The sequence below is a fragment of the Biomaibacter sp. TOL genome (genome assembly GCF_059717795.1).
On sequence record NZ_AP046092.1, the window covers coordinates 1516034 to 1529810 of the forward strand.

General features: G+C 39.5%; 15 protein-coding genes. 5 read left to right on the forward strand and 10 right to left on the reverse strand.

The annotated features are described in order from the left end of the window. Positions 1-96: 96 nt before the first annotated feature. The 7 genes from AC6I1H_RS07590 to AC6I1H_RS07620 form a co-directional block, all read right to left on the reverse strand. Positions 97-999 carry a transporter substrate-binding domain-containing protein gene (locus tag AC6I1H_RS07590; RefSeq protein WP_497740348.1) on the reverse strand — a complete coding sequence of 301 codons (903 nt, stop codon included), beginning with the start codon at positions 997-999 and terminating at the stop codon, positions 97-99. 74 nt (positions 1000-1073) lie between these two features. Continuing rightward, positions 1074-1220, reverse strand: a complete 147-nt coding sequence (locus AC6I1H_RS07595; protein WP_497740349.1) for a chromosome segregation protein SMC — start codon at positions 1218-1220, stop codon at positions 1074-1076. Positions 1221-1356: 136 nt separating this feature from the next. Beyond that, positions 1357-1896 (reverse strand): helix-turn-helix domain-containing protein, encoded by a 540-nt coding sequence (locus AC6I1H_RS07600; protein ID WP_497740350.1) that lies wholly within the window; start codon positions 1894-1896, stop codon positions 1357-1359. Positions 1897-1920: 24 nt separating this feature from the next. Further along, positions 1921-3114, reverse strand: coding sequence for a D-alanine--D-alanine ligase family protein (locus AC6I1H_RS07605; protein ID WP_497740351.1), 1194 nt, complete (start codon positions 3112-3114; stop codon positions 1921-1923). 70 nt (positions 3115-3184) lie between these two features. Then, on the reverse strand, positions 3185-4813 hold the full coding sequence (locus AC6I1H_RS07610; protein ID WP_497740736.1) for a UDP-N-acetylmuramoyl-tripeptide--D-alanyl-D-alanine ligase: 1629 nt from the start codon (positions 4811-4813) through the stop codon (positions 3185-3187). Then, on the reverse strand, positions 4813-5580 hold the full coding sequence (locus tag AC6I1H_RS07615) for an alpha/beta fold hydrolase (RefSeq protein ID WP_497740352.1): 768 nt from the start codon (positions 5578-5580) through the stop codon (positions 4813-4815). The genes AC6I1H_RS07610 and AC6I1H_RS07615 overlap by 1 nt, the downstream gene beginning before the upstream one ends. 139 nt (positions 5581-5719) lie before the next feature. Next, the gene (locus AC6I1H_RS07620; RefSeq protein ID WP_497740353.1) at positions 5720-6691 is read right to left on the reverse strand and encodes a dipeptidase; all 972 of its coding nucleotides are present in this window, start codon (positions 6689-6691) and stop codon (positions 5720-5722) included. 292 nt (positions 6692-6983) lie between these two features. On the opposite strand from AC6I1H_RS07620, the gene AC6I1H_RS07625 reads away from it, so the two are divergent. From AC6I1H_RS07625 to rd, 5 genes are all read left to right on the forward strand, one after another. After that, a complete protein-coding gene (locus AC6I1H_RS07625) occupies positions 6984-8168 on the forward strand; it encodes a DUF819 family protein (RefSeq protein ID WP_497740354.1) in 1185 nt (394 codons plus the stop codon). 492 nt (positions 8169-8660) lie between these two features. After that, positions 8661-9164, forward strand: coding sequence for a rubrerythrin family protein (locus tag AC6I1H_RS07630; RefSeq protein ID WP_497740355.1), 504 nt, complete (start codon positions 8661-8663; stop codon positions 9162-9164). Between the two features lie 127 nt (positions 9165-9291). Further along, positions 9292-9603: an encapsulin nanocompartment ferritin-likeEncB family encapsulin nanocompartment ferritin-like cargo protein cargo protein gene (encB, locus tag AC6I1H_RS07635; RefSeq protein WP_497740356.1), complete on the forward strand. Its 312-nt coding sequence runs from the start codon at positions 9292-9294 to the stop codon at positions 9601-9603. A gap of 12 nt (positions 9604-9615) precedes the next feature. Continuing rightward, positions 9616-9951 (forward strand): rubredoxin-like domain-containing protein, encoded by a 336-nt coding sequence (locus AC6I1H_RS07640; protein WP_497740357.1) that lies wholly within the window; start codon positions 9616-9618, stop codon positions 9949-9951. Positions 9952-10027: 76 nt separating this feature from the next. Beyond that, positions 10028-10186 carry a rubredoxin gene (gene rd / locus AC6I1H_RS07645; RefSeq protein WP_497740358.1) on the forward strand — a complete coding sequence of 53 codons (159 nt, stop codon included), beginning with the start codon at positions 10028-10030 and terminating at the stop codon, positions 10184-10186. A gap of 166 nt (positions 10187-10352) precedes the next feature. Here rd and AC6I1H_RS07650 read toward each other — a convergent pair whose 3' ends face one another. The 3 genes from AC6I1H_RS07650 to AC6I1H_RS07660 form a co-directional block, all read right to left on the reverse strand. Next, entirely contained in the window at positions 10353-11504 is a 1152-nt protein-coding gene (locus tag AC6I1H_RS07650) for an iron-containing alcohol dehydrogenase (RefSeq protein ID WP_497740359.1), read from the reverse strand. Positions 11505-11782: 278 nt separating this feature from the next. Beyond that, positions 11783-13258 carry a tripartite tricarboxylate transporter permease gene (locus tag AC6I1H_RS07655; protein WP_497740360.1) on the reverse strand — a complete coding sequence of 492 codons (1476 nt, stop codon included), beginning with the start codon at positions 13256-13258 and terminating at the stop codon, positions 11783-11785. Between the two features lie 12 nt (positions 13259-13270). After that, complete coding sequence (locus AC6I1H_RS07660) at positions 13271-13735, reverse strand: tripartite tricarboxylate transporter TctB family protein (RefSeq protein WP_497740361.1); 465 nt, start codon at positions 13733-13735, stop codon at positions 13271-13273. Positions 13736-13777 lie beyond the last annotated feature (42 nt).

Here is a 13777-nt window from a genome sequence, read left to right on the forward strand (position 1 = left end):
ATATAAATAAATAAGTTCGCCCTTTGAAAGTTTTCAAAGGGCATATTGTGTAACGGATACCGCCACTGCCTTTTATTCATGGATATGATGATTGTTTTAAAACTTTACATCTTCAAGGGTGGAAATATCCTCGCCAAACCATTTTTGTGAAATTTGTGCCATTGTACCGTCCTGCTTCATTTCCTCAAGCACTTTGACAAGGGCTTCCCTCAACGCCTTATCCTCTTTTCGGAAAGCAATTCCTATAGGCTCTTTCACCAGGGGAAAAGCAACTTTGAACTCATTGGGCCTTTTGGTCATGTAGTAGCGCCCCACAAGTTCGTCCACCACTATAGCCTGAGTCCTGTTGTTGGCCAGATCAAGGAATGCCTCTGTAAACTTGGAGTATTTCTTGAGCTCTTTCAATCCTTCAATCTTATTGGCAGCCTCCTCGCTGGTGCTGCCCAGCTGTGTGCCTACGAATTTTCCCTTTAAATCCTCCTGAGTCTTTATTGAATCATCATTGGCCTTTACCACCACCACCTGGGCTTCGTTGAGATACGCCGGGGAAAAATCCACCTGTTCTGCTCTTTCGGCGGTCATGCTCATACCGGACCAGATTATGTCAAACTTCTTGGAGTTCAACGCCAGAATAACCCCATTCCAGTCAGTGGGAATCCACTCTGCTTCGACTCCAAGCCTTTTGGCGGCTTCCCTTGACAAATCTATATCATAGCCCACCAGCTGATTTTTTTCATCCCGGAATTCCAGCGGCGGGAAAGCATCGTCGATGCCTATTGTTATTTTGCCGGCTTTCTTAACCCTTTCCAGAGAATCGTCCGCACTCGAATTGGCGGCGCCGTTTTCGGAATTGTTGGATTCGGCGGTTTGGTTTTGATTATTTTGGGCTGCCTGGTTTGATGTGTTTGCCCCGGAAGTGTCCGCGGCTTTCTGTCCGCACCCTGCTACAATTACTGCAATAAATAATAGAACCAGAATTAGAGAAATGATTTTCTTCAAAGAAATCCCCTCTCCTCATAAAATTCTGGTTCTATTATACTTTAATGTATTAAACTTGTAAAGCGCTAAAATTTTCATGCGCCTTTTTTCATGGCTTCGATTTGCTCTTCCAATTCCATTATGCGCACCAGGAGTTTGACCTTGTTGCCCTCATTTTTTGTCCATTGATTTAAAAGCTTTTCCCTCTCCTGTTCCAGCAATGTAACCCTGTTCTTTATCATTTCACTTTCCTCCTTTTCTGCTTTTTGTATACATAAATCATGATAATACGTTTCAATTATAGTATACAAAGAATTTGTGAAGTAAAAATTATCAAAAAGTTAATTTTTTGTGAAGAAATTTGTCAAAATCAACGTTTTAAAAACTGGGCGGCACCATAGCCCACACGGATATGGCCGTTTTATCTCCTATATTTACATACCTGTGCGGCACTGTGCTGTCAAAATATATACTGTCGCCCTCCTCCAGAATATACTCCTTGCTTCCCCATTTAACCTTTAATCTGCCTTTTAAGACCAGCCCGCACTCTTCTCCCTCATGGCTTATTTGATCGTCATAATTGCATTCTCCGGGCTTTATTTTCACCAGCAAAAATTCTATTTTCCTTGTCAGATCGGGGCAGAGCAATTCATATGTTATATTGGAATTGGGCAGTATTATTTTTTTGCGTTCTTTTTTCTTGACCACGGGATCGTGTTTTTCATATTCTTCGAAAAAATAATTCATTGATGTGTTCAGCGCTTTTGCTATTTTCCACAGAGAAGCAACCGAAGGGCCTGTTTTATCCCTTTCAATCTGGCTGATAAGGCCCGTACTCAATCCAGTTTTTTCTGCCAGCTGTTCAATGGTTATATTCTGGCTCATGCGAAGCTCCCTTATTTTATTTCCAAGTTCCATATTTTATGCACCTTTCTTCGATATCTACATTTGGTTTTTAGTCTTTACTCCCTTAAGTCCGCTTGAAACTTTTTGCAGCAAATTTGTGTCAAAGGAGTAAATATTTTTTTCTTGTTCCCTGTATCTTTTAATAGCAAATCCAATCAAATTATCGATAAGGTTTTGAAATTTTATTCCGCCGGGCTCCCATAAATAAAAAGCAATGGAACCGGGAATTGTATTTATTTCATTTATATAAACTTTCATGCTTTCCTTTTCTACAAGAAAATCAATTCGCGCCACACCGGCACAGTCCAGCACTTTAAATGCTTTTAAAGCCAGCCGTTTGATCTCCTCGGTCTTTTCCTCGGGAATAGGCGCTGGAATTTTTCTTGCAGCTCCCTTCATACCCGCTTTAGGACTTTCATTATGCATATATTTGTCTTCATAGCTTAAAAATTCCTGCCATGATACGGGCATTTCACAAAGAGAAGCCGACAATTCATCATCCATCCCCATTACTGAGCAATTTATCTCAAGAGGATCCTTCACAGCTTCTTCTATGATTACTTTTCTGTCATACCTTATTGCAATTTCAATGGCATAAATCAGTTCTTCTCGCGATTTTGCCTTTGTGATACCTATGCTTGAACCCAGATTTGCCGGTTTTACAAATACCGGATAATTTAATTTGTTTTCCACATTTTTTATTGTTGTTTCAGGGTCTTGCTCATAATTTTTTCTAAAAAACCATGTGTAATTCACTATTGGCAAATCATTTGACTTGAAAATATCCTTCATTATGATTTTATCCATACCTATGCCGGAGCCTACTACCCCGGGCCCCGTATATGGTATGCCGGCCAATTCTAGAAGCCCCTGTATGCAACCATCCTCGCCGAAGGCTCCATGGAAAGCCAGAAAAGCCACATCAACGCGCAAACTTTCCGGCTCTTTTTTTAAAATTCCTGTCTTAAACGGATAAAAATAAATTTTTTTTAAATCATAGGTCGGAGACAAAATTATCTCTCTGCTTTTTTTGAGCATCGCGGAAACATCTTGATAATTTTTGATCTCCTTCAATGCTTCTCCGGTATACCATCTGCCTTCTTTGCTTATATAAACGGGTATGATACGGTACTTTGATTTATCAATATTTTCCATCACCTGAAGGCCTGTAATTACAGATACTTCATGTTCAACAGACCTTCCTCCGAACATAACGGCTACATTTAACATTAAAACCCCTCCATTATTAAAATACAGATTACGATATGATTTTATATGCGCAGGTTATCTAACACAAAAATTATTCATCGTAATTATCCGGAAGGTCATTTTCAAATAAGACAACATCTCCTGGCTTTACGATATTGCTCAAAACTTTTGTGGCCTCATCCAAACTTGACACTACCTTTATATTTTCTGGCGAAAAGTTTTCTTCCATCAAACCTTCAATTATAGGCCTTGTTCTCTTCTTTCCGACGATAACGGCATAATCGCAGCAACGGGCCATAAGTATCCCCATTTTCTTGTTTTCTTCCTTCTCGATTGCCCCAAGTTCCACCATGCCCGGAGTAACGACAATTTTTTGTCTGCCTTCTATCTCCTTCATAATTTCAAGAGCCTGCCTTACCCCTTCAGGATTTGAGTTAAAGGCATCGTCAATTACGGTTACTCCGTTGTTAGTATCTAAAATTTGAAGCCTGTGGGGTACAGGTTTAATGTCTTTGAGTCCCGCCTGAATTTCATATACAGTAAGCCCCATTTTTAAGGCGACACATATGGCAGCCAGCAGGTTGCTTACATTGTGTTTGCCTAAAAGGGAAGTTTTGCAATCAAATTCAATACCGTCTGCAGTTCTTACTTTGAACTTTAACCCTTCTCTTGAATTGTTTATGTCCCTGGCGGTTATATAAAAATCCTGCCTGCTGGAATTAATTCCATATAAAACAGCATTGGTTTTGATACTATTCACCTTTTTTATTATATATTCATTATCTCCATTCAGTATACTAATGCCGTTCTCCGGCAGGGACTCGATAAGTTCAAATTTAGTCTCAACTATGTTTTCTATGGAATTAAAAGTTTCAAGGTGCTGGGGCCCTATGGACGTCAATACTCCTATAGATGGGTTTACAAGACTGCACAGTTTTCTGATATCGCCTTTATATCTTGCTCCCATCTCGCACACAAACACCTCATGCGAATCGGTCAGCTGCTCTCTTATCACCTTTGTGATACCCATTGGCGTATTGTAACTTTCAGGTGTCATCAGAGTATTATACTTTTGCTTTAAAAGAGTTGCTGTGAAATATTTTGTGCTTGTTTTCCCGTAGCTGCCGGTTATTCCTATAACTTTTAAATTCTTCATGTTTTTTATTTTTTCCTGCGCGCTCCTGAAATATCTATACTGTATATACATTTCCAGAGGATTTATCAGAATCATTGCAATCAACATATAGAAAGGCACAATATATATAATTATTGATGAGATTATTAAAGCCGGAAAAAATTCACCGATTTTTATATAGTAAATATAAATTGAAACTGCCACGAGCAACAGCTCAAATATGAAAAGTCTTGTCGCCCTTTTGGTGAATGCCAGTGGTTTTTTAGCTTTCTTTTCAAGGTTATATAAGTAGAAAGAATAATAAAGTATACTCAACAACCATATGATAAAACCGATTGTGCCTTTTATAGAAATTGTTTTGTCGATTTTTAAAACGAAATATATTACTGTCGATATCAGGACAATAATTATAGTTTCTCTGAAAAAAATCCTCCGCGCATTAATCTTTAACCATCTGGCATATTGCCCCGGTTTATAGCCCTCCAGCTGGGCCATGTGGAGATATCTTTTGCTGCTGAAAAACAACGACAATATAAATGTGGCGCAGAATAATGGATATAGAATATAATTTGAATCAATGTTCATCACGCATTACCGTTCCCTTCAAAAAACTTAGAAACAATAATATTAAAATCATACAATCGATCGAGATAGGAAAAATGACCGGCTCCTTTAAATACTACAAGGCCAGCATCGGGAATCTGTCTTTCCATGATTTTTGCAAAATATAGCGGCGTCTGGTCGTCTTTCTCGCCCCAAATGAGCAGAGTGGGAGATTTTATGGATGGCAGATATTTTTTTAAGTCCTGATTTACCACCTTTACAAAGGTGCTTCGCAAATTCCCGGCTTCTTTATAATCTTTTGAGCCGTACCTTTCATAAAATCTCTTCAGTTTTTCTTCTGTCGGTCCATTGGAAAACATTATGTAGAGTTTTTTCATCAATTTGAATGTATATACTCTTAGATAGTAGGAAAGGGACCTTTTCGGAATTAAACCTGCACTGTCGACAAGCACTATTTTGCCTACCACCTCAGGATGTAAAGCCGCCAGCATTATGGTAACCCTTCCGCCAAATGAATGAGCTATTATATGCGTTTTTTCAATACCTAAAAGTTTTATGAATTCATAAGTCACTCGCATGTAATCTTCCACGCCCCAGGGCTCTGCGGGAGGCGCGGTTTTGCCAAATCCCGGAAAATCCAGCGCATAAACCTCAAACCTGCTCGAAAGATAATTAAATACCGGCAGGAAACTATCCGCGCAGCCTCCCCAACCGTGCAAAAGCAATACTTTTGGGCCGCGCCCGGCTTTCTTATAGAATATATCCATTCCATCGACAGTCAAATACATAAAACACCTCTTGTTATTTATTATTATAAAGAAAGACCAGGAAAGCTTCGTTACATATATATTCTACTATATAATTTATTATTTTTAAAATGAAAATAATAAAAAAGCCGGTGTTTGTACCGGGCTTTAAAATTTATTTTTACTTTAGTATTTCTTTTATAACTCGTTCAATGTTTTTATGGGTGATTTTTTCTATATCGTCAGAGCTAAAACCTTTTTCTTCAAGCATTTCTACAAATTTCGGAATCCTTGTCGCATCTTCCAATCCTTTTGTAAATATTGATTCACCTGCCTGAAAGCTCTGTGTCGTGGCATCGCTTAAAAAATCGCAAAAATCAAATCCAAAACAAACATAGTCTATCCCAACCAGGTTTACTATATATTCTACATGTTTTATAAGATTTTCTATTGAAGGCTCATCTTTATCAATAAAATCCGGCCATGCATTTATCCCGATAACACCGCCCCGTTCCGCTACCGCTTTTATCTGGTCATCTTTTAAATTTCTGGGCACCGGACATAATTTATATACATTTGAATGGGAGGCGATAAAAGGTTTCTGAGTATTTTCATAGATATCCCAGAATGTCTTTTCATTGCTGTGAGATACATCCACAATCATACCCAACCTCTCCATTCTCTTTAATGCCTCAATCCCCAGGGGTGTAACACCTCTTTTTGTATTTGGGCTTCCCGCTCCCGTAGCAAACTCATTTTCTTCATTCCATGTCAACATTCCATGGCGTATACCAAGCCTGTACAGCATATTTATCAGACTTACGTTCCGCCCGAGGCCGCTCATCCCCTCCATGCCAAGCAATATGGCAATCTTCCCTGAATCCTGAATTTTTTTAATATCGTCATATTTATACACTATACCAGCACAGTCACTCATTTCCTCCATTTCTTCGCTTACGGCTCCCAGAACCTGCAACATCCTTGCCATAGGGTTATCGGTATACGGAGGATCCACCCATACCACCAATATAGCACCATTAACCATACCTTTTTTCAATCTTTCAAAATGGTATTTTTTGAAAACATTTTTTTCGCCCATCAATCTTTTGATGGTCACATCGGTCAAAATATCCGAATGGGCATCAAAATTCATTTTCAATTCCTCCCTCGTTAATCTTAAAATTTGAAAGGATATGATTTAAACTAGATGAAAATATATATCTATAAAATATATTCTTCATTATCTTGAAATTTCCTCTTTATTTTTTATTTATTTAACAACAAAGTTGACATAACGAAAATCTGCATGATATTATTTTTATTTAAATTATCTTATTAAATATAATTTCAGGATGTTGAAAAAAAATTTTTACTTATGAAGGAATTTCTTGATTTGTGTAGAATAATATCAATATAATGAAATAAATTGATTCAGGAGGGATAATATGAGTCTTATCAAACCCGATGATGTATGGCTGTTAGGTGGATTTCTTGTGGGATGGGCAGCCATCAGCATTTATCTGGAGCAGCATTACAAATGGGCTGCAAAAGTGACGGGAGCTATTATTGCACTTATCGGCGCACTTGTACTGGCCAATCTGAACATCATCCCGACAGACAGCCCCGTCTGGGATGGGGTGTGGAGTTATGTTGTTCCAATTGCAGTGCCTTTGCTTTTATTCAAAGCTGACATCAGGAAAATTTGGAACATGAGCGGAAGAACTTTTTTAATCTTTAATATCAGCGCCGTTGGAACCATAATAGGGGCTATTTTAGCCACATTGCTGATAGGGAAATGGGTGCCTGAGGTCGCAAAAGTAGCAGGGATGATGACAGGTAGCTACATAGGAGGCGGAGTAAACTTCGCCGCCATGTCCGCGGCTTTCAAGGCTTCAGGGGAAGTAGTCAGCGCCACCACTGTAGCAGACAATCTCAATATGGCTCTATACTTCTTTGTTCTTCTTGCCATACCAAGCATACCATTCTTTAAAAAAATGTACAGTCATCCATATGAGGATAAAATACAGGAAGGAGGAAATGACCCGAATAAGACCAATGCAGCAAAATACTGGGGAGCAAAGGAAATATCGCTTCAAGACATCGCACTGGCCATGGGAAGCGCTGTAGTAATTGCAGCCCTTTCCACAAAATTCGCTTCTTTCGTAAAAGCATCCGATGCTCCATGGATTATTCGGATGGTGTTCGGCCAGCAGTACTTGATTATTACTACACTTACCGTCATCCTTGCTTCAATTTTCCCGAATTTCTTCTCAAATATAAAGGGAGCAGACGAATTGGGGACTTTTCTTATATATCTTTTCTTTGTAGTTATTGGAGTCCCCGCTTCCATAAGAATGATTCTGACAAAAGCGCCAATTATACTTTTATATTGCGCTATTATGGTGATTGTAAATATGATCGTATCACTGGTTCTGGGAAAAATGCTCAAATTCAATCTGGAGGAAATTCTCATAGCATCAAACGCCAATATAGGCGGACCAACCACCGCCGCGGCAATGGCTATAGCAAAAGGGTGGGACGAGCTGGTACTTCCTGCTGTCTTAGTAGGCGTATGGGGTTATGTAATTGGAAATTATTGCGGTATTTTTATCGGAAATCTGTTTATGTAATTCAATAAGTTTTTGTCGGCCGATACAGTACGCCATCGAAAGAAATAAATCCTGAAGTTATCATAAATTGTTTCACATTTGTCCAAAAATATGAAATTATTTTATCGGATTTTGTTTTCTTCAATATGTGCCGTTTTTCGGCACTTTTTGTTTTTGTTGTGCGCAAGGATAAAAATTTTTTTAAAAAAGTCTTGACAATAATAATAATTATTATTATAATATCGATATGATTTAAAGTTAAATTAAAATGCAAGATAAGGAGGTGAATTTTGATGAATGATTTTATAGAACGCAATGGCGATGTGACATTAAAAGGAGAACCTTTAATGCAGTAAAAGCATTGACCTTAACACCGTCATAAAAGGTAAAAAATTAGCAAAAAATATTTACATACAGCAGGAGTTTAACGAAAAATATTGAATTATAATGAGTAGGTAAATTAATTATATTATGAAATATTTTTACTTAAAATTAAGCACGGAGGTAATTGCTATGAAGACGATGACAAAAGAAAATCTCAAAAGCGCTTTTGCCGGTGAAAGCCAGGCTCATATGAAATATCTCATTTTTGCAGATACGGCCGAAAAGGAAGGTAAACCAAACATAGCCAGGTTGTTTAGAGCGATAGCTTATGCAGAACAGGTTCACGCCACCAATCATTTCAAAGCCCTCCAGGAATTAAACGGCACCCCTGACAACCTTCAGGTCGCCATCAATGGAGAAAATTTCGAAGTCGACGAAATGTATCCGGCCTATGATGCGGTAGCAAAGCTGCAGGACGAAAAAACTGCCGAAAAAAGCTTCCACTACGCCATTGAAGCAGAAAAAATTCATGCGGCCCTGTACGACGAAGCAAAGAAGCTTGCTCAGAATGACAGCGATATAGGCGAAGAAGAAGTTTATGTGTGCCCCGTATGCGGCTACACCGTAAAAGGAACTGTCCCGGACAAATGCCCAGTGTGCGGTGTTTCAAAGGATAAATTTGCCAAGTTTTAAAACATGCCGTTTGCAATAGCGTTTGATGCCGGATACCTGCCTGCATTTTCACCTAAAGCCTCATATGCTGGCAGGTATCCCGCTTGCTATATAATCAACTTATTTTGAATTTAAGGAGGAAAATGTCATGCCTGATTTTGGCAGCCCATTTTCTGGGCTTGCAAAAGAACGCAAGCTCACAGAACAGGAACTTGTTAGAGCTATAAGGTTTATGGTGGCTGCAGAGTATGAAGCAATACAGCTATATATGCAGCTTGCCGAATCAACAGACAATGAATTGGCAATTGAAGTCTTAAAGGATATTGCCGATGAAGAAAGGGTTCATGCAGGCGAATTTTTGAGGCTATTGAAGGAGCTCGCCCCGGACGAAGAAGCCTTTTATGAAGAAGGCGCCAAGGAAGTTGAGCAAGAAATTATGAACATACATAAAAAAACATGAGGAGGAAGATTTATGGCAAAATGGCAGTGTTCCGTATGCGGCTATATTCATGACGGGGATGAAGCCCCCGACAAATGCCCGAAGTGCGGGGCTCCCAAAGAAAAATTCATACAAATGGAGGAACAGGCTGCATCTTTGGTTGAAAGGTCCAGATTTTCCAACAACCTTCATATGGAACTGCTGACTTTAATGGAAAAGGCAAAAGAAATATGCGACAAAGGAATCAAGGACGAGCTTGATCCCGGATGCGTATCCGTTTTTAAGACGGCCATGGTAGCAGCTAATGAAGTGCAGCAGAAGGTGAAAGCCGAACTCAAGACTCACATGAACAAAGGCAAATGGGGTTAATGCCGCCATAAACCCGGGATTTAAAAACGGAGTAAGCAATAATACAAAAATAGATTTGGGGGTTTTGAATATAATTATGAAAAAGTGGGTCTGTACCGTTTGCGGCTATACCTACGATCCTGAAAAAGGCGATCCGGAAAACGGAGTCTCTCCGGGCACGGCTTTTGAGGACCTGCCCGATGGCTGGGTTTGCCCCGAATGCGGAGTGGGCAAAGATATGTTCGAAGAAGCATGATAATTACTCGGCGGAAATTCGGCGATTTTAATCTTTTTAGACAAACTGCCTTGAAAGGACAGGCCCGCACAATGTTTAAATCAGCATGTGCGGGCCATAAAATTGATTGCTATAAAACAAGTTGCCGGCAAACTCCGTCAGGAAAGTAGCTTATTGCGCTCGATCCTCAAAGGGATTCCCGGTACATTTTTTTGACATCTTCCGGTGCGGGCACTCTGGGGCTGGCCTCCAAGTTATGAGTCATCCATGTGCAGGTGTGTTCAACCAGTGCATCAATATCTTTTTCGGTTATGCCGAAGGCGGATATCTTTTTGGGAACTCCCACGCTGTCCAGTAAATCTTCAAGGGCTTCCACGGATTTTTCCGCTGCCTCGGATAATGCAAGCCCCCTTACATCCACCCCCAAGGCTTCGGCCACTTTTGCAAATTTTTCGGGAGCTTCAGGGATGCAGAAGCGCATAAATGCCAGCGCTACTGCTGACAGGCTCTCCCCGTGGGGCACGTTGTAAAAGCCGCTCAGCGTATGCCCCATGCCGTGGATGCCGCAGGTGCCCGAGAGATTTATGGCAACGCCTGCCATGGTGTTTGCCCAGGCCATGCGTTCGCGATACCGGATATCCTCACCGTGCTCGCAGGCTCCTTTCAGGTTTTCCGCCACCAATCTCATGGCCTCCAACGCTAGGGCATCGGTAAATGGCTGGCTTCTTTTCCCCACATAAGCCTCCATGGCATGGAAAAACACATCAATACCCGTTGAGGCTGTGACATTCTTCGGGACTGACAGCATAAGCTCAGGATCGATTATGGAAAATCGTGCATAAGTCTTCGGGGACTTGAGGGATTTTTTCACCTTTGTCTCGGGGTTTGTAAACACCGCATAATTGTTGGCCTCGCTGCCGGTGCCCGCCGTAGTGGTAATCAGCGCGATGGGCAGCGCATCACCTCCATGCTTTCCGGCTATGTAATCGGCCACGGGACCTTCATTGAGGGCTGCAAAGGCTATGCCTTTTGCCGTATCCATGGCGCTACCCCCACCAAGTCCAATGACAAAATCTACACTATTTTCCCGGGCGAACTTTGCCCCTCTTTCCACAGTGGTTGTGAGAGGGTTGGGTTCCACCTCATCAAAAAGCAGCCACTCTATTTTTTCTTTCTCCAGGCTTTTTGTGACGATATCCAGGAAACCTGCTTTTTTCGCACTGGATCTGCCTGTCACTATAAGTGCCTTTTTCCCCAGGGCTTTTGCATTTAAACCCGCTTCCTTAACCTTCCCGGGCCCGAAAATAAGCCTAGTCGGCATGAAAAATTCAAAGTTCAATGGTTGCACCTCCGGGATAATGTTTATTTCTTTTAATTGACATAAATATTATATATTTTATTATAATATATTTCAGTTTATTTTATATATCAATCATGTCAAGTATTTTTGAGGTTTTACCCTAAAACCATCATTTTGAGTTTTTTAACTCATCCTATTTGATGGTGGTGAAATCTTTTTTCTTCGTGCATCCGGGGTTTCCCTGCTAATTAATTTTAATAAAATTTTATGCCCTCTTTATATCGATTATATTGATATTGAGCCATTAATCCGTAATTTTATTTTGAATTTTTCATTCGATAATAAGAAGAAATAATAGAAAAAGCTGCAAGAATAAGGAAAACTATTGTGATCGGTCTCGTATATAAAAAGCTTATACTTCCGTTATACATTAAAAATGCTCTTCTTAAGTTACTTTCTGCCATCGGCCCCAGGATGATTGCGAGAATTATAGGTGAAGACGGCATTTCTATTTTTTGCATGAAATAACCAATTATACCAAATATTAGTGTCACATATATATCAAAAATGCTATTATTCATAGAATAAGAACCTACAATCGAAAGTGACAAAATTATAGGAATAATTATTTTCTTTGGGATCTCTACCACTTTGCTGAAAATCCTGATTCCTACAAGACCAAGTATAAGCATTATTAAATTACCAACCAGCATCGAACTGAAAAGGCCATAAACCACATGAGCATGCTCTTTGAACAATAATGGGCCTGGCTGCAATCCTTGTATAATGAGGGCCCCTAATAAAATAGCGGTAACTGCATCTCCTGGAACTCCAAGAGTTAATAAAGGTACTAAAGCTCCACCAGTAACTCCATTATTACCTGCTTCTGGAGCAGCGATTCCTTCCAATATCCCGGTTCCAAATTTTTCAGGATGTTTAGAAGATCTACGAGCTTCATTATATGACACAAAGGCGGCGATATCAGCACCAGCTCCAGGAATGGCACCTATAAATGTCCCAATAAGAGCCGATTTTATCATGGTCGGGCTTACCTTTATTATTTCCTTAAATGTTACTATTCCCCTTTTAAATTTTTCTTTTAATACTACGTCTGCATCAAATATTTTTTCCATTTGTGAGAACGCCTCAGAAACCGCAAAGAGGCCTATTAACACTGGGATAATAGAAAACCCATTTAACAATTCAATCCTTCCAAAAGTAAATCTCGGATAACTTGTTACTGGATCCATACCAACTGTTGCAATAAACAGCCCAAAGAAACCCGATAAAAGGCCTTTAATAGGATTATTCCCCGAGATAGTTGCAATAATACTTAAACCAAAAACAGCAAGTGCAAAATATTCCGGCGCACTAAATCTCAATGCAAATTTGGCCAGTAAAGGTGAAATAGTAATCAGCATAATAGTGCTAATAAATCCACCGGTAAATGAAGCTATCGTTGACATGCTTAACGCTTTTGAAGCTTCGCCTTTTTTTGCCATTTCATGACCATCGAAGACCGTCGCAGCTGCTGCAGGGGTACCAGGAGTCTTCAACAGTATAGCTGATATTGAACCACCATATATGGCTCCGATATATATACCTACTAACATCACTAGAGCAGCCGTAGATTCCATTCCAAAAGTAAATGGTAGTAAAATTGCTACACCCATTGTAGCAGTGAGACCAGGCAGAGAACCGATAGCTATACCACCAGAAACACCAAGTAAAAGAAGGACGAATATGTTTGGATTGAATGTTGTTTTCAATCCTTCAAAAAGTAATTGCAACATTTTAATCCCCCTTTAAAAGAAGAATATACCTTGCGGCAACGGAACCATTAACATTTTTTGAAATATTAGGTATATGACAAATGTAGTCAATAATGGGGTTGCAACTATAGTAATTTTGCTTTTTACTTTGAAAATTATAAGAAATATCAGGTTTAACAAGATTGTAGATAAGATAAAGCCAATATAATTAAGAATTAACGTATATATAAAAAGTATTACTATTCCTATCAGTGATATAGTCATTTTCTTATTAAATAGATCGCCTATATTCACTTTTTCGGCTTCTTTATTTAATAACTCAGATATCAATAAAATAAGTGCAAGCAATATCATTATTGAAGCCATAAGCTTTGGGAAAAAAGCCGCTCCAATGAAATTATCAGAAATCATTGTCTGTTGAAACCTTGATGATTCAAAAAAGATTAATATGCCGAACAAGATAAATATTAGTGCTGTGGTAATATTTGCTTTTTTCATGTTATTCTCTCCCTTTTGAAGTGAGCCGCCGGATTTTTCCAG